Source organism: Epilithonimonas lactis, from assembly GCF_900110605.1.
In the GTDB taxonomy this organism is placed as follows: domain Bacteria; phylum Bacteroidota; class Bacteroidia; order Flavobacteriales; family Weeksellaceae; genus Epilithonimonas; species Epilithonimonas lactis.
This window is the reverse complement of sequence record NZ_FOFI01000005.1, coordinates 290,484-311,696: the sequence shown is the minus strand read 5'-3', so window position 1 is coordinate 311,696 and position 21,213 is coordinate 290,484. Positions and strand designations below refer to the sequence as shown.

Here is a 21,213-nt window from a genome sequence, read left to right as displayed (position 1 = left end):
GTTCAGATCGGATATTTTTGTTATTCTTTCTATAATATCCGTTCAAAACTTTTTAATTTACCTAAGGAAAAGCACAGGCAAATTAAATTGTTTTAGGATCAAGTTTGTTTGTTTGTTTGTAATGTCATTGCGAGCCAAATAATTCTATTTATTGTCAAGGTGGATAATACAAAACGTTGCAGATCATATGAAGCCAATCCAAAGAAATAGAAAATTTATAGGAGAAGGATGTTCAGTAGAATATTCCTCGAAAACCAGAAGCAATCCGTCCAAACTAAAAGCACCATTGGTACACAATAATGGCTATATTCTATGACTTGAAAAACATTGAAAACATTCAGCTATTGTAGATTATTAAAAAGCCTGCAATTAAAGCCCAAAGCACAATCCAATTGCAACAAAATACTCTTAAAAAAATAAACTCTAGATTGATACTACAGCCTACTATTTTTGCAGGAGTCTGACAAATAATGCCAGCGAATACAATATTGGAAATTACTTAAAATTAGATTTTATTTTCGGGTTTTAAATAGTTAAGACATGGAAATAACGGTTCTAGATATTCAGATTTTAGAAGCACTGAATAAAGAAGTAAAGGAAGTTACGAATTTGATTGCAGAAATTACTGCTCCCTACAAATCAATACAACAGGCAACTAAATGGTTAGATGGGCAGGAAGTTTGCCAATTGCTAAACATTAGTAAAAGAACTTTGCAGACTTATAGAGTGAAAGGAATTCTCGGAGCTACGCAGGTCAATCGCAAAAATTACTTCAAGATGACAGATGTTGAATTTCTGATGCAGTCAGGTCAAATATTAAAAAGCAGAAAAAATGGAACAGATTGAAAATTCGAATAAAGATATGCTTGCCCTGCTTGAAGCTGTGGTTGGCATCAAAAACGAACTACTTTATATCAGGGAATATTTTCACCCACTTCTAAAGGGGGAAATCTACCTGTCAGGCGAACAGGTCTGCAAGATGCTTCACATCAGCAAACGGACTTTACAACAATACAGAGATGACGGACTGATTCCTTTTATCAAGCTCGAACGGAAAATACTTTTTAGAGAATCGGACATTATCAGATTATTGGAAAATAATTATCGACGTTCGCTGAATAATGAGAAAAATATTTAAAAATTGTAGCTGTTTAAGACAACTAAAAGCCCATTTTTCAAACAATGGGCTATCTTGCAAAAGCATTTTTCTAATCTACGTTTCTGATTATTACAATACGTATTTCAAGTTGTCCCTTCGTTTCCTAATTGATACCGACCTCCTCTTACTATTTTAAAAAATGTATCCACTATTATTAAATAAGCTGACTTGATGCAATGTACTTGAGTAGTAATTTTCCACTAAAAGAATATTATTCCTCATCATTATCGAAATACTTTTTGATAACTATAAGTGTCAGGCTATACAGAAATTCCATAATCTTTTCTGCTTCCTCCTGCGTTACTTCCATACCTTCGCTATTAAAGAATTCCATTACCTCTTCTATTGGGATCTTCTTGATTTGTTTTGTCTGAGTCATGGATTTGTATTTGTAATTGAACCATCAGTTTTCTCAAATATAAATCCCATCTCTGCACCGTCCAATAATTGACCACCTATTAAGGCTTCTCTGAGTTTATTCATCAGCTTTTCTACAATCATTTTCATCTGATCTGCTTTCTCTGTGTTAACTTTTGCTAAACTGTGATGTACGCTCATATTATAATCAGTAAAGGAAAATATGTTGACTGAGAATTGCTCGAAAAGATAGTTGTACTTATGAATGTCTTGATCTGCGTAGATACATAATTGCCAAAGAGCTTCCGTGGTCATATAATTTGGCAGATAGTAGGTTTTTGCATAGATGTATGTTCTCAAAAATGACAGGAGAAATAAAGAAAAGATATTATCTACTCCCTGATAATTGCCTTCCTCTCCATCAATCAATTTATAAAATTGCAATGAACTTCCCAATGTGCTTTTGTAGTAAAAATACAGGTCATTGTGCTGTGGATGATGGGGCGTTTCCCAGTGTGGTTCCGGATGATACTGATCTGAGGAATAGACGAGATGTTTGCCTTGCATAATGAAAACAAAGAAATTTTGGAACTCACGGAGATTCTTTTGAATCCAGTACCGTTCGTGACCTACCAATAAAAACTTGTTTTGAGTTCCAAAAAGGCTCATTAAAGAATGTGTGATGGCTTTAATTTTTTCATTGTTTACGTTCAGACCAATTAGCAGTAAATAATAAGTTTTTACTTCTCCATAGGTTGTTTGATGAAAAAAATAGATCTGTTCCAATTCTGCGAAGGTCAATATTCTGTCAATTGCCTTGTCGAGAATTTCATCTTTTGGAGATTCCTCGATTGGAAATAGATCTTCATTCACATTAGATACCTTGTCATATTGCTTTTTAATAAGATGCTTAAAATTGTAGAATCGAACCGAGATGAATGTATATAAAGAATCTGAAATGATGCGTAGAGAATCAAACATTTCTGAATTGTAGAATAAATCATCCTCTTCAATTGATTTCTTTGTTTCGTCAAAAATTTCAGTGATAAAATATTCGTGCTGATTCTTTTTGACAAAATATTGTTTAAGTTCCGGAATGTAGATCAGCAGATTATTTATTCTTTTGTTCAGAGCAATGTCGAATGTCCTGTTTCCGGTAAATAATTCTTCCAAATATTCAAGATCAAATTCGATCAGTTTTTCATAAGAAGTAAATACACTATTGTAGGAATTCTCAACGATCAGCCTTTCGACCTGCAACTGATGGATCTCGTGGTCGTGGTGGAAAGTATCTTCATAGCGATTGAACTTTTTGCAATATTTTTTCCAGTTTCTATTGATCAAGAGTGAAGATCGTGAGTCTTCATTTTGATAGATCATTGATGATTGTTGACAATGATATTCGATGAATGGGTGACCTTTTGAGAATTGGTATTCGATTCTGGAATAATCAATAAAATAAATATAGACCTGATATTGTTCTCTGACTTCGGCAACCCATTTTTTTGACTGTAATTTTACAGCATCCGCATTTTTAGCGACAGAGATCAGCAGGTGTGATCTCGTTGAGGTATTTTCCTGTTTGTAGAATATTTGAACAATTGAATAGTTGTTTACAAGCTGATCCAATGTATTTTCCAAGAACTCGTTTGCGAGAACTGAAAACGGAGATTTATTTGGCGTTTTCATAGCTGATCGTTTTTAGTTTCATAATCACTCTCATAGTATATAAAGATAGCCTCAATAAATAAGCGAACCAAGGCAAACCATACCATCATATCGATATGTACATCCATGTCGGGATCGCTGTCAAATCCCAAAGTCTGTTTCAAAACAAAATCAGGGTCTTTCATATTTTCTTGATATTTCTTAAAGTAATCTATTCCTACTATTGATAATATTAGTAGGAATAGCTCATTAATACATTCCTCGGAAGTAGTTGCGTTGATTATGTATTGCGCACTATTAAAATTATCCAATTCATCAGTTTCGAATTTGGATTCGACCCTATTATTTGATTTGTCGTTGAAGTAAAAATGAATGAGTAATAATATGCAAGACAGCAGTCCTGCTGTCTTGACATCCTGCGTGCTTGCATTCTTGAAATCGATGTTACCTGCGAGCAATTCCTCCAACTCGTATTCCTGAATCAGATTGGGATAGTTATCGAGAAGTTTTGACAGTTTCGGATTATTCAATTGGTCACGCAGTCTGAATATTCCAATTTCAAGATCTTCGCCTTGGGAATTCTGAACGAGGATGCCTAATGCAATCTCAGCCTGCTCTCTTGTTTGTACAAGCTGTTTCTCTTTGCTAAAGTGTTTATTATCTTTCATATCAATAATTTTATTTTTAGTAAAGTTCTTCAAGGGTAGAGGGATATTCTATTCCGAATAGGGATATATTATTCGGAAATATCGACTTTTTTATCTTTTATCTTTTCGATTCCACGCTCTCGCATCAACTGTGCTGCATCAAGCATTTTCACCATATGGATATAAGGTGTTATCAGATCAATGTCTACAAACTCTTCTACGAAGGGAGATGCTGACAGATGGAAGATCTCGCAAAGAAAGAAATCAAATTCGGCAAAGGTCTTTTCGGTAAATGCTCTTTGGAAAACAAGGAAAGGATTAAGATATTCGTCCTTTAATAAAGAAGCTTGATGCAGATAAGACCAGCTTTCGGGTGATTCTTTTATCTTCCACTTTTTGTCTTTGTGTTGCAACCGTACACAGGCTTTTAGGAAAGAGCGGAAGGCAGTGTAAAAGACAAATAGTTGTCCTGGATAATCACTATTGTAGACCTCTTTCTTTTGGACAAACAGCATTGCGCCTGTCAGGATCTGCTTGTGTGAATCTAAATCTGCGTAATCAAAAAAGGAATCAATTAGTGCAAAAGGATTTTCAATCTCTTCTGCTGACCAGAAAAAAGATTCCAACGATATTTTAGACTTTTTCATAGGAATAGGTTTTAAAATGTGAGAACTAAATTCTGTTGTTGCTGTTGACTAATCTATTCTTTTAGGGAATAAAATATCTGTTGGTAGGGATATTTTACAGGATAATTTTTTAACTTTACAATTCAGACGAATTAATAGAAATGGCTTTATCTTTAAGCCTTTAAATTTTGATAACCACTATGGAACAGAAAATACATCAAGGAAGAAACGTGAAACGCTTTAGAGAAATGCTTGGTATCAAGCAGGAAGCTTTGGCTTTTGACTTGGGCGAAGAATGGAATCAAAAGAAAATTTCTATATTAGAGCAAAAGGATATTATAGAAGATGATCTATTGAAAGCGATTTCTACTGCACTTAAAATTCCTGTTGAGGCTTTTCAAAACTTTGATGAAGAGCAGGCTGTAAACTTAATTTCTTGCACATTCTCTGACAATGCAATGTTTAACAATAGAATTGAAGTACAAAATATCAATCCAATTGATCAACTTACTAAACTTCACGAAGAAAAGATTGCTTTGTACGAAAGGATGTTAAAGGAGAAAGATGAGATGATGGATAGGCTGGAGAAGCTTATCAACAAATAAAATATGAGTAATTCGGGATAATTACTTTTTCATAAGAAAGGCTCAACTTAGGTTGAGCCTTTCTTATGAAAATTTGACTAATTATATTGTAATTTTTTACTTGCTTTTAAAGAGTCTATTTTTCTTTTCAAAAGTATATTCTTATTTTTTAAATTTTGGATTTCAAACTTTGCTTTGTTAAGCTCTTTTTGCGTTTCAGATTTATCAAATTCTGCTTTATATATTCCAAAAAAATAGGATAAGCCTATAAACAACGGTAAAATAGTCCAAAATAACCCAGATGAAAAAATACTACTTTCAGAGTAATTTTTAGGTAAATTCATTTTTTCTCTAATTTCATTCTCAAGTATTTCTAAAAGATTTAATAATTTAGTTCTGTCAAATCTCCACGCTTCATTATTTTTATAATGAATAATATTGAATATTCCTTCTTTAGGTCTAAATGTAATTTTAGATAATTGAGTGTGATAAACACTTTCTTCATCAACATTAGCATTTAAAAAACCAATTATTTTTCTAATAATTTTATCCTTGTTTTCTCTTATTGCAGATAATTCATTGTAAACTTCAGCTCTATCTTCGTCTGCTTCAGTTCCAGTATATATTTCATAATTTCTTTCTGATAACAATTCTGTGGGCAGAGATTCAGCTTCTTTTCGTAATTCTAATAACCTACGTAATGATTCTTTGTTCAATTCTACAAATTTTGGTTTGAAATTTCGTATAATGTTTCAAGGATTTGCGATGATGGGGAAAAGAAATACAAAGACCTCAATTTTCGACAAAAGTTGAACCCAAGAACAACTGTTGAAATTTGCCTTATTGCCCCACTATGCAAAACGCTTGTTGGCAGTTCGTTCGTTCGTTCGTTCGTTGTCCTAGCCTAAATAGTTAAGTTTTTTCTCCATTTCCTCGACTTTTTGAAAGTTTCCAATTTGACGATAGCAAATTTTTAAGTTCTTCAGAGCATCGTCATTGTTAGGCATAATTGCCAATGCTTGTTCAAAGTACTTTATTGCATTTGATAAATCATCATTTCTATGAGCATTTGCACCAAGATTATTTATTTCGTCACTTTGAATTGCAATTTGCATCTTTTCTTGCATCTGCATATTTAGATTCCATTTTTGTGAGAAATTTTTAAAATTCTCAAAGTCAGAATATTGGTTTAAAGTTTCAGCCTGTTTTTTGTCTTCGGCTTTTTCATATGCTATGTCAATACTTCTGTTGTGCATATGTAAAGTAACTTTTTTTATTATTTTGTTTGATTTGTGTAGTGTCAAACCGTAATCAGCAAATGATGCTCCCATTGCATCAGTCCCAAAACCACGAAGAATTATTTTCTCATTATTCTCTTCAATTATTTTCATTCGTTTCTCTGCCATCTGGATATTGTCGCCCCAAACAGGATGGTTTTCATTCATATTATACATTGTCACGAAGAAAGTTGCATTGTCGGAAGTTTTCACTCTAATTCCTCTCCAAGCTCCTTTATTATTTGCTGTCGTTGGTCGCCTGTTTTCAATTCTTGTATGGTCGTCAGATAAAAACTTAAAGTCTGTCAAATCAATTGAAGGTTTTTTACTGTCGCCCGATTTAAAAAGTCAAATAGTCCCATTTAGTTTTTGGTTTGTTTTAATACTTACTCTATTCGGTTTTCTGTTTCCCCGTTCTATTTAGCACGGTCGTCAATAGAATGACCGCCAACGTTTCGGGGCTTGGCGATGGCGGGCAAATCGAAGCAGAAACTGTCAACTATAATACAAATTTTAATCGAAGTACAAAACGTGAACTGATGACGTTCCGCCCGCTATTGCCAAACCCGTGTTGAACTAAACCTTCGGTAGCTTTCCCAATCGCATAAATCAGTTACTTTGTAAAGTTAATTAAAAAATCAATAGAATGGCTACAAAAAAAAGAGTTTAGACGAGCTCAGAGAAAACAAAATCATCAATCAGGCAAAGCGCGAAGTGCCTGGTTTTACAGAACTTTTAAGCCGTTTTGAACGTACCGTTTCGGTGCTGGGAAGAAGCCAAAGTACGTTCAATAATTACTCCCGACACGTGGCTGCGGTGTCGCTACATTTCGGGAAAATCCCGACAGAATTGGATCCTGAGCAGATCCACGATCACCTTTTTTACCTTCAGAAAAGTGGAGTTGAACAGAAATGACGAAATCTTTTCTTGTTCTTGGATTGATGGAATGACTATTGGTAACAATTTATATTCTTCCGCATTAATCCCTGGTTGCCCTGAGCGCATTGACATTGTTAGTACCCATCTTTGATATTTTTCGGTTAGTGTTTGTGAAAAAATAAAATATGGGTCTTCATCTCTCACATTAAGACGAATTAAAAAGCCTGCAAAGTAAATCTTACCATCCTTATCATTATATAGATAAGACTTTCCGACACTCGCTCCTGTCCTTGCAAAAAGTATATCTCCCTTATGTAACAAGTACTTATTGTCTAACTCTCCATCTGGAGATGATAACGGATTAGGACAAAATAATCTAGTTTGTTCGTCGATATCTGTGATTCGTATATACTGATTTTCGCCATCATAATTAGTTGCAGCAGCATTCATACCGTACATAACATTTGTTGCTACTTCCCCCAACTTCTTAGTTTCCCATTCCTCCGTAAATTCAGGAAATCTCAAATTAGGAACATCGGGATTACAAATCTCTTTAATGCAGATTGAGGAGAGCTTTATCCTCCGATTGAAATACTAACGCATTTAATTCCTTTCTGCTTCCTTTGTCATTTTAAATATTTAATTCAAATAAAATGAACAAAAAACAACTCTCAGAAGTTATCGATCTATGGAAAATAGACAAAAAACAGTATGTAAAAAAGTCAAGTTTCTCAGCTTATACGCTATTGATTGAAAATCATCTACTGCCTAATTTCGGCAACAAACTTGCAATTGAGGAAGCAGATGTCCAAAGCTTTGTTTTTCAAAAATTGGAAACGGGTTTAAGTCATAAAACAATTAAGGATATTTTAATTGTTCTGAAAATGATTTTGAAATTTGGAGCTAAAAACAAATGGTTACAGTATACCCCTTTTGATATCCAGTTTCCTACTGAACGAGAAAAGCATAATATTGAAGTGCTTACCAAGACTGATCAAAAAAAAATAATGAACTATATACAAGAACATTTTACATTTAGAAATTTAGGTGTATATATATGTTTAAGTGCAGGAATGCGTATTGGGGAAGTATGTGCCTTAACTTGGGAAGATATTGATACCGATAACGGAATTATCAGTGTTAACAGAACCATCCAGCGTATTTATGTGATAGAAGATGGAACTCGTAGAACGGAATTGATTCTGGATACCCCGAAAACTAAAAATTCTATTCGTGAAATTCCGATAAGTAAGGATTTATTAAGAATATTGAAACCCTTTAAAAAGATTGTGAACCCATCCTTTTTTGTATTGACAAACGATGCGAAACCTACGGAGCCAAGAACCTACAGAAGCTATTACAAGAACTTAATGAAAGAATTAAAAATGCCTGAACTGAAATTTCACGGTTTAAGACATAGTTTCGCAACCCGATGTATTGAAAGTAATTGTGATTATAAAACGGTAAGTGTACTATTAGGGCATTCCAACATCAGCACCACGTTAAATCTTTATGTACATCCTAATATGGAACAAAAGAAGAAAGCTATTGAGCAGATGTTTAAGGCGCTTAGATAAGTTTTAGATTATGGATTAGGAGAACATTTTATTTTGTTAAATTTGTGCATAGATGGAAAGAACAAGATAAACTCCTAATTCATAATTATTTTGAGCAAGCAGTCCGAACAAATTCTAGAAGAGCAACTCGTTGCCCAATTACAGAAATTGGGATATAAATACGCTTTTATTGCTGATGAAAAAGCTTTACTGGCAAACCTGAAAACACAGTTAGAAAAACATAATCATATACAATTCAGTGATAGCGAATTTGAAAAAGTGTTGAATATACTCAATAAAGGTTCTGTATTTGAAAAAGCCAAGATATTGCGTGAAAAGAAACATCATATCATTCGGGATAATGGTGATAACCTATATTTTGAATTTCTCAATGTAGAACATTGGTGTCAAAACGAATATCAGGTGACCAATCAAATTACACAAGAAGGTAAATATGAAAACCGTTATGATGTTACCTTACTGGTGAATGGATTGCCTTTAGTGCAAATCGAGCTGAAACGAAGAGGTTTGGAAATGAAAGAAGCATTCAACCAAATCAACCGATATCAAAAACATAGCTTTGGTGCTGGAAAGGGTTTGTTTCATTTTGTACAATTATTCGTTATAAGTAACGGTGTAAATACCAAATATTTCAGCAATTTTGGAACACATAAGCAGGAATATCTTCAGACTTTTCATTGGACAGACGAACAAAATAATCCATTAAATAATATTTTAAACGGTTTTACCGATTCTTTTTTAGAACCTTGTCATATCAGTAAAATGATTTGTAAGTATATCGTTCTGAATGAAACTGATAAACGTCTGATGGTACTTCGTCCATATCAGTATTATGCGGTAGAAAGTATTATCAAAAAGGTAAAAGAAAACGAAATTCTGAATGGCTATAACATCGAAAAAAATGGTTACATCTGGCATACAACTGGAAGTGGAAAAACCTTAACCAGTTTCAAAGCCAGTCAGATTCTATCCAAAATTCCAGCTATCAAAAAAGTGGTTTTTGTGGTAGATAGAAAAGATTTGGATTATCAAACCAACCAGGAGTATGATAAATTTAGTAAGGGCTCGGTAAGTTCTGCAACTAATACGGATGACCTTATTCGCAAATTAAACGACCCGAATGTTCACATCATTGTTACCACCATTCAAAAGCTAAATAATGCAATTTCAGGTAGAAACTTATCAAAAATGAAATCTATTCAGCACGAAAGGATGGTTTTTATCTTTGATGAGTGCCATCGTTCGCAATTTGGTGATACCCACAAAAATATCGTCAATTATTTTACCAATATTCAACTATTTGGCTTTACAGGTACACCTATTTTGGCAGAGAATGCAGATGGAGAAAAAACAACAGCAAGTTTGTTTGGGAAATGTCTGCATAAATATGTGATTACAGATGCTATACGTGATGAGAATGTACTGAAATTTTCTGTAGAATACATTCAGACTTTCAAACAAAAAGAACATATCATTGATTTAAAAGTAGAGCAAATCAATGAAACTGAAGTTTTTGAAGCTCCTGAACGAAAGGAAGCCATTGTAGATTACATCATTCAATACCACGAGCAGAAAACGCAAAACAGGAAGTTTTGTGCCATGATGTGTGTACAGGATATTGATTCCGTCATTCACTACTATGAAATTTTCAAGCGTAAAAAACAAGAGGGACAGCACGATTTAAAAATAGCGACTATTTTTAGCTTTGCTCAGAATGAAGAGGAAATGGAAGATACTGTTTATTCCCAATTAGGAATGGTTGCTGAACCACAAGCAGTTTACGGCTACAAACCTCATCGTAGAGAATTATTAGAAACGTATGTACAAGACTTTAATGAATTATTTGGAGAGAAACAGAACGTAAAAGATACCGAAGGATTTTACAACTATTACAATGCAGTAGCAAAGAAGTCAAAACAAAATGAGACAGATATTTTGTTGGTTGCCAATATGTTTTTGACAGGGTTCGATAGTAAATATTTAAACACCTTATACGTTGATAAAAATCTGAAATATCATGGATTGATACAAGCGTTTAGCCGTACCAATCGTATCCTAGATAAGAATAAAACACAGGGAAATATTGTATGTTTCCGAAACCTTAAAGACAAAACAGACGAAGCAATCGCTTTATTCAGCAATAAAGAAGCAATTGACGAAATTATAGTGGAACCATACGAAGCGTATGTAGAAAAGTTTAACGAAGCCACGCAGAAATTATTAGAAATCGTTCCACAAGTAGTATCTGTTGACGGTTTATATTCGGAAGAAGATCAGCTACAATTTATTTTGGCTTTCCGTGCCATGATGCGTTTGCACAAAAAAATGAGCCATTATACAGAATTTACTTGGGATGATTTACAGATGGAAGAACAGCTTTTTGCAGATTACACGAGCAAATATTTGGATTTAAAAGAAAGACTTGATCCTACTGACCCCTCTAAAAAAGCGTCTATTCTCAATGATATAGATTTTGAATTGGAATTGATTAGGCGTGATACCATCAATGTAACCTATATCCTTCAGTTACTGATTAAATTCAATTCTAAACATAATGCAAAAGATAAAGAAAGTATTGAAAAAGACATTTTCAATTTACTGAACACCGAAGTATCATTAAGAAGTAAAAGGGAATTGATTGAGAAATTTATTCAGGAAAGTTTACCCCATATTGAAGATACGGATACCATTCCTGAAGAGTTCGAAAAATTCTGGAATGTAGAGCAAGAAAAAGCACTTCAGGAACTAGTCAAGATAGAAAATCTTTCTGAAGAAAAAACGGAAAGACTGATAGAGAATTATTTGTTTACAGAACGTGAACCTTTGCGAAAAGAAATTTTAGATTTACGAAAAGAAGGAAGACCGAGTGTATTAAAATCTAAGGAAATCGGAGATCGTATTCTAAATAAAATCATTGGATTCGTAGATACTTTTGTTAATGGGATATCAGGAAATTAATGTTTTATTCTAGTAGGAATTCATAAGAATCAAAAATATTTAAGAGTGATAAATAAAGGATAGGTTTTAATTTTCCGATCCTTCTATTTATTGTATATTTGCCTTGAGCTAACGGAAACACGTTGAAAAGCAAAGCAATAAGCACCGTTACCAAATCGTTACCTGACTTTTTTGATAATCTTTATAAAAGCTTAGTATTCAACCGATACAGCTTTTTCCTGAAAACTTTAAAATAAAAAAATCTGCCTTTTTGGAAAGCAGATTTCAATTTTTAATCTTGAGGATCAAGTCTTGTCTATTGTTTCTTCAAGTTATTTCTTTTCAATTGCCTTTATTTTAACTTGGATATTGATCTCGTTTTTGATCAGACCTTCAGCGGCAGGCATCTGGAATTTCACACCAAACTCATCTCTATTGATATCTTTGGGTTCTGTAGCGATCATCAATTCGCCTTTGTCAACTTTTACATTGGCATTGAAAGTGAAAGGTTTTGTAATTCCTTTTAGAGTTAGGTTTCCGTCCAAAACTGTATTGTAATCGCTTCCTGCAAGTCCTTCCGACACTTTCGTAATTTCGTATGAAGCAGTCGGGAATTTTGCAGCATCAAAGAAATCTGCACTTTTCAAATGTCCCAAAAGCTTTCCATTGGATTCTGCATCTTTAAGATCTTCATTCGAAAGAGACGTCATATCGATCACGAATTGTCCGCTTTCCAACTTATTCTCTTTCACCGTTACTTCACCACTTTCGAATTTCAAATGTCCGATGTGACTGGTGTTATCAGACTTTACAACTTTGAAACCTTTCCATTCCGCTTTACTGTTTAGCGTATCCACAACATAGACTTGTCCGTCGGATGTTGTCAAAACTTCGTTGCTTTCGCTGGTCACGGGTTTATCTTTTCCACAAGAAATGATGAAAACCGAAGCGGAAATCAATAAAATGGCGGAGATTAAAGTTGTCTTTTTCATAATGAAATTTTTAAATAATGTCTAAATTTGTGTTTTTGCTAAAATAATAAAATTATTACGATTTCACCCACTAATTTTGCAAGATGTTGTTAGAAGTTAAAAACCTGTATTTCAATTATCAGACCGATAAACCATTGTTTCAAAATCTTAATCTGAATGTGGATGAAGGACAAATCATCGCTTTGGTTGGCGAAAGTGGCTGTGGAAAATCGACTTTGCTGAGTTTGATTTATGGTTTGATAGATTGGCAAGGTGGCGACATTTTGTTTGAAGGCGAAAAACTTTTTGGACCAAAAGGCAATCTGGTTCCAGGTGAATCTCAAATGAAATTTGTAGCACAAAACTACGATTTGATGCCGTACGGAACAGTTTATGACAACGTCGGGAAATATATTTCCAACATTAATCTAAAAGAAAAAAAAGCGAAAGTCGAAGAGTTGCTGGATGTTGTCGGTTTGACGGAATTTGCGAAAGTGATTCCAAAGAATCTGAGTGGCGGTCAACAGCAAAGAGTCGCGATTGCACGGGCTTTGGCGGTTCTTCCGAAAATGCTTTTGTTGGATGAGCCTTTCAGCAACTTGGATTTTTCTAGAAAATTTGAGTTGAGGGAAAAGCTTTTTAATTATGTCAAAGAAAATAATCTCAGTTTAATTATTTCGACGCACAATTTAGAAGAAGTTTTACCTTGGGCGGACAAAATCGTGGTTTTGCAACAAGGACGATTAATTCAAAATGATTCGCCGAAAGAAACCTACGAAAATCCTTACAATGATTACGTTGCAAGGCTTCTCGGCGAGGTCAATATTTTCACGGAAGAAGAAAAGTCTCAATTGAATTTAAAGAAAACCAATTACTTCCCACATCAAATTAAAATTGCCGAAAGTGGAGTAGAGGCAACCGTTTCTGACAGCCGTTTCGCAGGTTCTCATTACCGAAACAAGTTATTGATTAATGATAAGCCAATCATTATCTATACAGATGAATTTCTGGAAGGAAAAGTGAATCTTAAATTTTTATAATTAATTATATTACCTATTTAATTATAAACTTTGATGAGTTTTACGTCTTTGCGAACCCTAAAATATTTTCAATAATTTCAAAAAAGTCTTTGCGGACTTTGCGTTCAAATTCCCACTCAATAATTAAATGGATTTTTTTTGTGGATAAAATATGGATAACTTATAGATTTCCAGTTTGTTGAATTAAAAATAATTTCTAATTTTGCTAAACGAAAATACATCAGGAAATTTTTGGTTAATTCTCTTTCTGCCCCTAAGGACTGAAATTAGCGCAAGCAATCAAAGTCTTTGAAAGTCGACCCTGCCAAATTTTTCCTTTTTTCTTTTAATATCTAAAAGGCTTCGACTCCGCTCAGCCTGACAATTAGTATTAAACTTGTCACACTGAGCGGAGTCGAAGTGTTTTATTTTTTCTTTTCTATTAAGCTTTTCTAACAAACTCAGACTTCAAAGCCATCGACCCAAAACCATCAATTTTGCAATCGATATTGTGGTCACTTTCTGGTCTTAGTCTAATGTTTTTCACTTTCGTTCCAGCCTTGATATCTTTCGGAGCACCTTTCACGGGAAGGTCTTTGATGACAATCACAGAATCTCCGTTTTGCAATTCCTTGCCAAGAGAATCGAAAATTTTCCCCTCCGTAGAAACTTCTGCCGGGTCCCATTCGTAGAAACATTGGGAACAAACCTGCAGATTGTCTTGTTCGTAGGTGAATTCGGATTGGCATTTCGGGCAAAGAATCGTGTCGCTCATAGTTTTGTTTTGAGTCGCAAAGTTAACATTAATGTCGCAATCTAAAAATGATATTAATTTGGAAATGTAACTTATCATTCATAACCAAAAACTCATAATAAATTTTTAGATTTGCTTGCAATAAATAAATTAATAAAAAAGTAGATGAAAAAGACCGCTTTATACGATAAACACGTTTCTTTGGGAGCCAAGATTGTTCCCTTTGCAGGTTTCGAAATGCCTGTTCAATATGCCGGAATCAACGAGGAGCATTTTGCTGTCCGCGAAAAAGCGGGAATGTTCGATGTGTCTCATATGGGACAATTTTTCATCGAAGGTCCGTCTGCCAAAGACCTTTTGCAATTTGTGACTTCCAATAATGTGGATGCGCTTGAGAACGGAAAAGCACAATATTCTTGTTTGCCAAACGAAACTGGCGGAATCGTGGACGATTTGATTGTTTACAAAATGGAAGATGAGAAATATTTCGTAGTGGTAAACGCTTCAAACATCGATAAAGACTGGAATCACATCGCACAATACAATGCGAAATTCGGGGCGAAGATGACCAACGCTTCAGACGAAATGTCATTGATTGCCATCCAAGGTCCAAAAGCTACTGAGATTCTTCAAAAACTGACCGAGACAGATTTGTCAGCCATTCCATATTATCATTTCACAGTGGGTTCTGTGGCTGGTTTTTCGGATGTCATCATTTCGAATACAGGTTACACGGGAAGTGGCGGTTTTGAGATTTATTTTAATAATGACAATGCCGAGCAAATCTGGGACGCGCTAACCGAAGCTGGACAAGATTTCGGATTGATTCCTTGCGGATTGGCTTCCAGAGACACTTTAAGATTGGAAAAAGGATTTTGTCTCTACGGAAACGACATCAACGATACAACATCTCCACTTGAAGCTGGATTAGGTTGGATTACGAAATTTGATAAAGATTTTGTGAATAAAGCATTTTTGGAAAATCAAAAGGCTGAAGGAATTACCAAAAAATTGGTAGGTTTCGAAATGTTAGAAAAAGCAATTCCAAGACACGATTATGAAGTGGTAGATGCAGACGGAAAAATCATCGGAAAAGTAACTTCCGGAACAATGTCACCAATGAAGAAAGTGGGAATAGGATTGGCTTACGTTGATACACCAAACTTCAAACTGGACTCAGAGATTTTCATCAGAATTAGAAACAAAGACATTCCTGCGAAAGTGGTGAAATTGCCTTTTGTTTAAATTGATTTTGATTTTAAAATAATTAAAGCGACTATTTTGGTCGCTTTTTTGATTGTCAATAATTTAGTAAATTTCAGAAAAATAATTAATTATGAAATCAAATAAACTAAGTCTAGTACTGTTCTTCTCTGGAGCAATGATGTTCCAAGCCGTAGAAAAAAGAGAAATTGCTTTAAAATCAGAAGTAATTTCAACCAATATTTCTGTGCCTTTCCAGCAAATGCCAGCAAATATCAAAAGTTTTTTGGCGAAATATTATCCAAAAGCCACAGTTACAAAATACGAATCCAAAAACACGCTTGTCGGTAGAAAGTACGAAGTGAAACTGAACAACGGCGTAGAAATCGACTTCGATAAAAATGGAAATTGGGAAGAAATAAGCGACAAACAAGGCGTTCCGACGGCTTTGATTCCTGTAAAAATAAAAGCTTATGTCGATAAAAAATACAAAGGCGCCAAAGTAGAATCTATTGACAAAGAGAAAAATAAAATCAAAGTTGATTTAAATAATGACATCGACTTGGAATTTGATAAAAATGGAAATTTTTTGCGAATCGATTAATAAAAAAGAAAGCGTTCAATAATTTGAACGCTTTTTTTTTGACTTCTGACTTCCATCTTCCGACTTCCGTCTATTTCAAATATTTCGTGATGCTTTCGCTCGTTGGGTTGGTGGTGCTGATAAAGCTGTCAATCACATTTCCTTTTTCATCAAGCAAAATCTTAGTGAAGTTCCATAGGATTTTTGTGTTTTTCACACCGTTTTCTTTCTTGTCTGTCAGGAATTTGTAGATGGGCGCGATGTCGTCACCTTTTACAGAAATCTTAGAAGCCATCGGGAAATCCACGCCATAGTTTCTTTGGCAAAACGTTGCAATTTCTTTGTTGGAACCTGGTTCTTGTCCTCCAAAATTGTTTGCTGGAAAACCTACGACCACCAATTTGTTTTTATAAGTGTCCGCCAATTTTTGCAAATCTTTGTATTGCGGTGTAAAACCACATTCCGAGGCCGTGTTCACAACCAATATTTTTTTGCCTTTGAATTTAGAAAAGTCAATTGTAGAGCCGTCCAAGGCTTCTACTTTGAAACTGTGAATCGATTTTGCCTGCGCTTTGTTTTTTGAAAATCCGAAAAGTGAAAACATAATTATAAGTAAGTATTTCATAAAAGTAATTTAAATTTTTTTAAAGACAATTTAAAAATCAAATTTAAAACAAGTTTGGGGATTTGTAATGTGATTTTTTACAAATCTATCTATGAGGATGATTATTAAAATTTTGGAATTTTTAAGTTGATTAATACTTCGAAAAATATATACCTTTAATCAAATTTAAAATCGATAATGAACCGAAAAGATTTTATCGCCTTGTCTTCGTTGGGATTTTTAGGATTGTATGCTTGTGGAACTTCAAATATGATGAACATTAGAAAACCTTTAGCCATCCAATTGTACACGGTTCGGGATGCGATTTCTGCGAACTTGGAAAAAGCGTTGGAAAAGTTAGCCGAGTTGGGATTTAATCAAGTCGAAATTTATGGTTACGACGGAACTTTCTTCGGGAAAACCAGAACGGAATTTCAATCGATATTGAAAAATGTCGGTTTGGAAGTCATCAGCTCGCATCACACGACGGGAATTGTTCATAGTACTAAAGGAACTTTGCTCAACGATTGGGAAAAATCTGTCGAAGATTTGCATTTCATCGGGTCAAAATATATGGTTTGTTCTTATCTTTTCGAAGAAGAAAGAACTTTGGAACATTACAAAAAACTGCCCGAATTGCTCAATCAATCTGGCGAAATAACCAAGAAAGCAGGAATCCAATTTGCGTATCACAACCACGATTTTGAATTTGAAAAGTTTGATGAGATAACTGTTTACGATTTCATTTTAGATAATACGTCTCCTGATTTGGTCAAAATGGAACTCGACCTTTATTGGATGGCGAAAGCGAGATTAAATCCTCTCAATTATTTTGAAAAATATCACAAAAGATTCCCGCTGTGGCACGTGAAGGATATGAAAGCTGGAACCAAAGATTTTACAGAAATCGGAAACGGAACGATTGACTTCAAAACTATTTTCGAAGCGCGAGAAAAAGCTGGACTGAAACATTGGTTTTTAGAACAGGATTCCAGCGATAAAGATATTTTCGAAAGCTTGAAAATCAGTACAGATTACATCGCAAAAAATAATTTTTTCAAATAAATGGTCACTGCTTCGACTTTATTATTTTAACAAAATTTTATGATTTGTAAAATAAATCCCTTTTCTTTGCCGTTCATTTCTTTATGAAACAACTTTATGAGCGTTTACAGTAAGCTTGCTGAGAATCTACAATACATTTCGCCAACCTTCTACAAAAGCCGATTTTTCAAAAAACTGAAAGGTCTGGATGCTCATAATCTGTTGGCAAGGAAAGTGGAACCTGAGTTTCTTTGGATTAAAAATATTCTGTCGAAAGATGCTGTGTTTATGGATGTTGGAGCAAATGTTGGCGCCTATCTTTTCACTTTGGAAAACCACTTGAAACCAGAAAATATTTACGCTTTCGAACCCAATCCGCAATTGTTCAAAAGATTGGGAAGATTATTCCCGAAAGTCAATTTGTCGTCAGTTGCCTTGTCTGATATTTCCACAATCGCCGAGTTCAAAATTCCTGTCATCAATGGTGAAAAAATCCATACAAGAGGAACTTTGCAGACTTCTATCAAAGAGAAAAATGAGGAAAACACGATTCTTCAAAAAGTAGAGGTGAAGCCTTTGGATGACTTGGTCTTCGACGAAGTTTATATTGAGCGAAGTCGAAATGCTCAGACTGACAAATTGAATTTTCAACAGCTCGATTTCGTCAAAATTGATGTGGAAGGCAATGAGATGCAGACTTTGCGTGGCGCGAAAAAAACGATTGAGAAGTTCAAGCCAATTTTGATGGTGGAAATGGAACAACGCCATCACGACGACAATCTATGGACTTTGATTTCCGAAATTGCCGAGTGGGGATTTTCCGTCAATTATCTCGACAGAGAATCTCTAAAGTTGAAAACTTTGACAGAAGAATTTCTGAATCAGCAAAATCCTGACAACGTGAAGAATTACAAAGATTACATCAATAACATCATATTTTTACCAAGTCTTCAAGAACCACAGACTGACAAAAACTTAGAACTTTAAACTGAAACTATGAGTGTTGTTGCAAGACAAGGTATAAAATATTCCATCATTGGTTATCTCGGTTTTTTGCTGGGAACGTTTTCGGCGATTTTCATTTTTCCGTACGATATGGAGTTTTATGGAAAGCTCCGTTACATTTTGCCAACTGCCGAAATGATAGTTCCAATCGTGGTTTTTGGACTCAGTTTTTCCAACGTTAAATTCTTCAGCAAAGTGAATGCTGATGGGAAACACCACAATATGTTGTCGCTCAGTTTGCTGGCGATTTTTATTAATTTTGCTATTATTGTCGGAATCTATTTTCTTCTTGCATATATTTTTCCCAGTTTGAAAGAATTTAAAATTTGGGAGATGAAAAAAATGATTTTACCTTTGGCTTTGGTTCTCGCTTTGTCATCAGTTTTTAACAAGTTTTTGACCAATTATAAAAGGGTAGTAATTCCAAATATCTTCGAGAATTTCGTCCCAAAAATTGCGAATCTTGGTGCGTTTTGTCTGTTCTTTTTTATGGGATTTGCAGAGAAAAGTGCTTATGGATTTTTCTTTATGATGTTTGTGATTTCACTTTTCGGTTACGGATTTTACACTAATAAATTAGAAAAGATAAAACCAGATTTTGATGTAGCATATTTTAAAAAAGATAATTTTTACAAACAGATTTTTACTTATAGTTTGTTCGGTTTTCTCGGAAACATCGGTAGCTACGTAGCCATTAAGATTGATAGTATTATGATTGGCGAGTTTATCAACTTTGAGGAAAACGGGATTTATAATAACATTTATTCTATTATTTCCTTAATCGTTGTTCCGCAAATGGGATTGTTCAATCTTTCTGCGCCAATTATCAACAAAGTTCTTGCGAACGGCGATTACGAAGAACTCGATAGGTTTCACAAAAAAACTTCGCTAAGTCTATTCTTTCTTGGTTTGGTTTTGTTCTGTTGTATAGCTGTTGGGTTTCCGTACTTGGCAGACTTTATGAAAAATGGTGAAGACCTAAGAACAGCAGAGCCTATCATTTGGATTCTAGGATTTGCAATGTTGTTTGATTTGGCGACAGGTTTTAACAGTCATATTATCTCATTATCCAAGTTTTACAAATTCAATATTGTTGTAATGTTGATTTTAGCAATTCTTACGATTAGTCTTAATATGATTTTCCTGACTTACACAGATTTGGGAATTCTCGGAATTGCACTTGCTTATGCCATTTCTCTTTCCTTGTACAACATCACCAAAATCACTTTTAATTACGTCAAATTCAAAGTTTTTCCATTGGGAATCGAGATGATGTACGCTTTGATTTTGGGATTTCTGTCAATCAATGTGGCGATTCTTTTGCCAGATTTCGAACATAATATTTTAAATCTTTTCTACAAACCAAGCGTCGTTTTGATTCTGCTTTTCATCGGAAATTACTTCCTGAAAATCTATCCGTTGGACAAATTTTTGAACAAGGATTTTATCAAGAGTTTGTTTAAGTTTTAATAGTTAAACTTAGAGTTTGTTTAAATTTCATCAAAATTATTCCCCAACCCTAAAGGGAGTAATTTTGATGAAATTCAAAAGGCGTTTTTCCACTTTAGGGTTAGGAGAAAGAAAACGTTTTGAGAAGTTTATTTTTGAATCATTTTTAAACAGGCTCTTAATCATATTTCGGATTAATCAAAATTTCTTCTTTTTTGTTTGATTTTATAGAAGCTCTGGTTTGTTTCAGGCAAGTTCCTTTTTCGTCTTCTGAGATGCATTTTATCGATAGCTCATCAATCTTCTGATTGTCTTTTCCGGTGATAACAATCTTGGAAAGTTCATCATTAGCATAATGAAATTGACGCGTGTGGAAGGTGTCAAAATTGTCAACTATTTTGTCGATGCTTCCATTTTTGTTGTAATGGTAGATGCTTTCGTTCTGTTTGTATTGCTTTTGCGTGTAGCAACTGATGCGTTCCCGCTGATTCGGTTTCCATCGCGTTTTGCAATAGTAGGAATCTTTGTCGGGATATCTTTCCACCGTGAACCAAAGTTTCTTTTCGGTGGTTTGCAACAATTTTCCGTCAGAATCAACGGTTTTGGAAGATTTGATTCTGCCATTTTTGGTAAAGACCATTTCCTTTTTCTGGAGAAGTTTTCTTTGACCATTTGAAACGTCATAGACTTCTTCCGTTGCAGATTTTATGCCTTTTGGAAGTAAGTTGGCTTTGGTGTATTTTTTCGTCGCGCAAGAGGTAATTGCTAAAAATAGAATTGAAAAACAAAGGATTCTCATAACTTTCATTTTAGGAAAGGAACAGCAAAATGCTTTCCAAGAATGGGATTGTTTGTTCTGGCAATGTGTGA

General features: G+C 34.4%; 22 protein-coding genes. 11 read left to right on the top strand and 11 right to left on the bottom strand.

Going from position 1 to position 21,213, the window contains the following annotated elements; translation table 11 throughout:
* Nucleotides 1-540: 540 nt before the first annotated feature.
* Nucleotides 541-846, top strand: coding sequence for a helix-turn-helix domain-containing protein (locus BMW39_RS17235; protein WP_034980060.1), 306 nt, complete (start codon nt 541-543; stop codon nt 844-846).
* Nucleotides 833-1,138, top strand: coding sequence for a helix-turn-helix domain-containing protein (locus BMW39_RS17230; protein ID WP_034980062.1), 306 nt, complete (start codon nt 833-835; stop codon nt 1,136-1,138). Before BMW39_RS17235 ends, BMW39_RS17230 begins: the two co-directional genes overlap by 14 nt.
* 232 nt (nt 1,139-1,370) lie before the next feature.
* On the opposite strand, the gene BMW39_RS19365 is transcribed toward BMW39_RS17230, so the two are convergent.
* The 4 genes from BMW39_RS19365 to BMW39_RS17215 all read right to left on the bottom strand — a co-directional run bounded on the left by BMW39_RS19365 (nt 1,371) and on the right by BMW39_RS17215 (nt 4,478).
* Complete coding sequence (locus BMW39_RS19365) at nt 1,371-1,538, bottom strand: hypothetical protein (RefSeq protein ID WP_165569379.1); 168 nt, start codon at nt 1,536-1,538, stop codon at nt 1,371-1,373.
* The gene (locus BMW39_RS17225) at nt 1,535-3,205 is read right to left on the bottom strand and encodes a hypothetical protein (RefSeq protein WP_034980064.1); all 1,671 of its coding nucleotides are present in this window, start codon (nt 3,203-3,205) and stop codon (nt 1,535-1,537) included. Before BMW39_RS17225 ends, BMW39_RS19365 begins: the two co-directional genes overlap by 4 nt.
* The gene (locus BMW39_RS17220; RefSeq protein ID WP_034980066.1) at nt 3,202-3,852 is read right to left on the bottom strand and encodes a hypothetical protein; all 651 of its coding nucleotides are present in this window, start codon (nt 3,850-3,852) and stop codon (nt 3,202-3,204) included. The genes BMW39_RS17225 and BMW39_RS17220 overlap by 4 nt, the downstream gene beginning before the upstream one ends.
* 68 nt (nt 3,853-3,920) lie before the next feature.
* Complete coding sequence (locus BMW39_RS17215) at nt 3,921-4,478, bottom strand: hypothetical protein (RefSeq protein WP_034980068.1); 558 nt, start codon at nt 4,476-4,478, stop codon at nt 3,921-3,923.
* A gap of 179 nt (nt 4,479-4,657) precedes the next feature.
* Between BMW39_RS17215 and BMW39_RS17210 the strand changes: the two genes are divergently transcribed.
* A complete protein-coding gene (locus tag BMW39_RS17210; RefSeq protein ID WP_034980071.1) occupies nt 4,658-5,062 on the top strand; it encodes a helix-turn-helix domain-containing protein in 405 nt (134 codons plus the stop codon).
* A 77-nt stretch (nt 5,063-5,139) separates the two neighbouring features.
* Here BMW39_RS17210 and BMW39_RS17205 read toward each other — a convergent pair whose 3' ends face one another.
* The 3 genes from BMW39_RS17205 to BMW39_RS17195 all read right to left on the bottom strand — a co-directional run bounded on the left by BMW39_RS17205 (nt 5,140) and on the right by BMW39_RS17195 (nt 7,722).
* A complete protein-coding gene (locus BMW39_RS17205; RefSeq protein WP_034980074.1) occupies nt 5,140-5,757 on the bottom strand; it encodes a hypothetical protein in 618 nt (205 codons plus the stop codon).
* A 183-nt stretch (nt 5,758-5,940) separates the two neighbouring features.
* On the bottom strand, nt 5,941-6,627 hold the full coding sequence (locus BMW39_RS17200) for a tetratricopeptide repeat protein (protein WP_051880114.1): 687 nt from the start codon (nt 6,625-6,627) through the stop codon (nt 5,941-5,943).
* A gap of 513 nt (nt 6,628-7,140) precedes the next feature.
* Nucleotides 7,141-7,722 (bottom strand): restriction endonuclease subunit S, encoded by a 582-nt coding sequence (locus BMW39_RS17195; RefSeq protein ID WP_074719371.1) that lies wholly within the window; start codon nt 7,720-7,722, stop codon nt 7,141-7,143.
* A 128-nt stretch (nt 7,723-7,850) separates the two neighbouring features.
* Between BMW39_RS17195 and BMW39_RS17190 the strand changes: the two genes are divergently transcribed.
* Nucleotides 7,851-8,774 carry a tyrosine-type recombinase/integrase gene (locus BMW39_RS17190; protein ID WP_034978078.1) on the top strand — a complete coding sequence of 308 codons (924 nt, stop codon included), beginning with the start codon at nt 7,851-7,853 and terminating at the stop codon, nt 8,772-8,774.
* A gap of 90 nt (nt 8,775-8,864) precedes the next feature.
* Nucleotides 8,865-11,732: a type I restriction endonuclease subunit R gene (locus BMW39_RS17185; RefSeq protein WP_034978081.1), complete on the top strand. Its 2,868-nt coding sequence runs from the start codon at nt 8,865-8,867 to the stop codon at nt 11,730-11,732.
* Between the two features lie 311 nt (nt 11,733-12,043).
* Here the strand turns inward: BMW39_RS17185 and BMW39_RS17180 are convergent, their stop codons facing one another.
* Nucleotides 12,044-12,703, bottom strand: coding sequence for a YceI family protein (locus BMW39_RS17180; RefSeq protein WP_034978085.1), 660 nt, complete (start codon nt 12,701-12,703; stop codon nt 12,044-12,046).
* Between the two features lie 83 nt (nt 12,704-12,786).
* Here BMW39_RS17180 and BMW39_RS17175 point away from each other — a divergent pair, with 83 nt between their 5' ends.
* Nucleotides 12,787-13,722 (top strand): sulfate/molybdate ABC transporter ATP-binding protein, encoded by a 936-nt coding sequence (locus tag BMW39_RS17175; RefSeq protein ID WP_034978087.1) that lies wholly within the window; start codon nt 12,787-12,789, stop codon nt 13,720-13,722.
* Nucleotides 13,723-14,143: 421 nt separating this feature from the next.
* Here the strand turns inward: BMW39_RS17175 and BMW39_RS17170 are convergent, their stop codons facing one another.
* Entirely contained in the window at nt 14,144-14,476 is a 333-nt protein-coding gene (locus BMW39_RS17170) for a zinc ribbon domain-containing protein YjdM (RefSeq protein ID WP_034965113.1), read from the bottom strand.
* Nucleotides 14,477-14,620: 144 nt separating this feature from the next.
* Here BMW39_RS17170 and gcvT point away from each other — a divergent pair, with 144 nt between their 5' ends.
* Nucleotides 14,621-15,700, top strand: a complete 1,080-nt coding sequence (gene gcvT, locus BMW39_RS17165) for a glycine cleavage system aminomethyltransferase GcvT (RefSeq protein WP_034978089.1) — start codon at nt 14,621-14,623, stop codon at nt 15,698-15,700.
* A 91-nt stretch (nt 15,701-15,791) separates the two neighbouring features.
* Entirely contained in the window at nt 15,792-16,262 is a 471-nt protein-coding gene (locus tag BMW39_RS17160; protein WP_051880027.1) for a PepSY-like domain-containing protein, read from the top strand.
* 70 nt (nt 16,263-16,332) lie between these two features.
* Here BMW39_RS17160 and BMW39_RS17155 read toward each other — a convergent pair whose 3' ends face one another.
* On the bottom strand, nt 16,333-16,866 hold the full coding sequence (locus BMW39_RS17155) for a glutathione peroxidase (RefSeq protein ID WP_034978091.1): 534 nt from the start codon (nt 16,864-16,866) through the stop codon (nt 16,333-16,335).
* A gap of 177 nt (nt 16,867-17,043) precedes the next feature.
* On the opposite strand from BMW39_RS17155, the gene BMW39_RS17150 reads away from it, so the two are divergent.
* The 3 genes from BMW39_RS17150 to BMW39_RS17140 all read left to right on the top strand — a co-directional run bounded on the left by BMW39_RS17150 (nt 17,044) and on the right by BMW39_RS17140 (nt 20,364).
* Nucleotides 17,044-17,910 carry a sugar phosphate isomerase/epimerase family protein gene (locus tag BMW39_RS17150; protein WP_034978095.1) on the top strand — a complete coding sequence of 289 codons (867 nt, stop codon included), beginning with the start codon at nt 17,044-17,046 and terminating at the stop codon, nt 17,908-17,910.
* 96 nt (nt 17,911-18,006) lie between these two features.
* Nucleotides 18,007-18,876 carry an FkbM family methyltransferase gene (locus BMW39_RS17145; protein WP_051880028.1) on the top strand — a complete coding sequence of 290 codons (870 nt, stop codon included), beginning with the start codon at nt 18,007-18,009 and terminating at the stop codon, nt 18,874-18,876.
* Between the two features lie 9 nt (nt 18,877-18,885).
* The gene (locus BMW39_RS17140; protein ID WP_034978098.1) at nt 18,886-20,364 is read left to right on the top strand and encodes a lipopolysaccharide biosynthesis protein; all 1,479 of its coding nucleotides are present in this window, start codon (nt 18,886-18,888) and stop codon (nt 20,362-20,364) included.
* 157 nt (nt 20,365-20,521) lie between these two features.
* Here the strand turns inward: BMW39_RS17140 and BMW39_RS17135 are convergent, their stop codons facing one another.
* Nucleotides 20,522-21,142 carry a hypothetical protein gene (locus BMW39_RS17135; RefSeq protein ID WP_131474354.1) on the bottom strand — a complete coding sequence of 207 codons (621 nt, stop codon included), beginning with the start codon at nt 21,140-21,142 and terminating at the stop codon, nt 20,522-20,524.
* Between the last annotated feature and the right edge of the window lie 71 nt (nt 21,143-21,213).

What these genes read in the sequence shown, in the direction of transcription:
- BMW39_RS17140 (WP_034978098.1), top strand. Translation starts at nt 18,886, where the DNA reads ATGAGTGTTGTTGCAAGACAAGGTATAAAATATTCCATCATTGGTTAT.
- BMW39_RS17160 (WP_051880027.1), top strand. Translation starts at nt 15,792, where the DNA reads ATGAAATCAAATAAACTAAGTCTAGTACTGTTCTTCTCTGGAGCAATG.
- BMW39_RS17145 (WP_051880028.1), top strand. Translation starts at nt 18,007, where the DNA reads ATGAGCGTTTACAGTAAGCTTGCTGAGAATCTACAATACATTTCGCCA.
- BMW39_RS17135 (WP_131474354.1), bottom strand. Translation starts at nt 21,142, where the DNA reads ATGAGAATCCTTTGTTTTTCAATTCTATTTTTAGCAATTACCTCTTGC.
- BMW39_RS17155 (WP_034978091.1), bottom strand. Translation starts at nt 16,866, where the DNA reads ATGAAATACTTACTTATAATTATGTTTTCACTTTTCGGATTTTCAAAA.
- BMW39_RS17230 (WP_034980062.1), top strand. Translation starts at nt 833, where the DNA reads ATGGAACAGATTGAAAATTCGAATAAAGATATGCTTGCCCTGCTTGAA.
- gcvT (WP_034978089.1), top strand. Translation starts at nt 14,621, where the DNA reads ATGAAAAAGACCGCTTTATACGATAAACACGTTTCTTTGGGAGCCAAG.
- BMW39_RS17225 (WP_034980064.1), bottom strand. Translation starts at nt 3,205, where the DNA reads ATGAAAACGCCAAATAAATCTCCGTTTTCAGTTCTCGCAAACGAGTTC.
- BMW39_RS17210 (WP_034980071.1), top strand. Translation starts at nt 4,658, where the DNA reads ATGGAACAGAAAATACATCAAGGAAGAAACGTGAAACGCTTTAGAGAA.
- BMW39_RS17150 (WP_034978095.1), top strand. Translation starts at nt 17,044, where the DNA reads ATGAACCGAAAAGATTTTATCGCCTTGTCTTCGTTGGGATTTTTAGGA.
- BMW39_RS17235 (WP_034980060.1), top strand. Translation starts at nt 541, where the DNA reads ATGGAAATAACGGTTCTAGATATTCAGATTTTAGAAGCACTGAATAAA.
- BMW39_RS17180 (WP_034978085.1), bottom strand. Translation starts at nt 12,703, where the DNA reads ATGAAAAAGACAACTTTAATCTCCGCCATTTTATTGATTTCCGCTTCG.
- BMW39_RS17220 (WP_034980066.1), bottom strand. Translation starts at nt 3,852, where the DNA reads ATGAAAGATAATAAACACTTTAGCAAAGAGAAACAGCTTGTACAAACA.
- BMW39_RS17170 (WP_034965113.1), bottom strand. Translation starts at nt 14,476, where the DNA reads ATGAGCGACACGATTCTTTGCCCGAAATGCCAATCCGAATTCACCTAC.
- BMW39_RS17215 (WP_034980068.1), bottom strand. Translation starts at nt 4,478, where the DNA reads ATGAAAAAGTCTAAAATATCGTTGGAATCTTTTTTCTGGTCAGCAGAA.
- BMW39_RS19365 (WP_165569379.1), bottom strand. Translation starts at nt 1,538, where the DNA reads ATGACTCAGACAAAACAAATCAAGAAGATCCCAATAGAAGAGGTAATG.
- BMW39_RS17175 (WP_034978087.1), top strand. Translation starts at nt 12,787, where the DNA reads ATGTTGTTAGAAGTTAAAAACCTGTATTTCAATTATCAGACCGATAAA.
- BMW39_RS17190 (WP_034978078.1), top strand. Translation starts at nt 7,851, where the DNA reads ATGAACAAAAAACAACTCTCAGAAGTTATCGATCTATGGAAAATAGAC.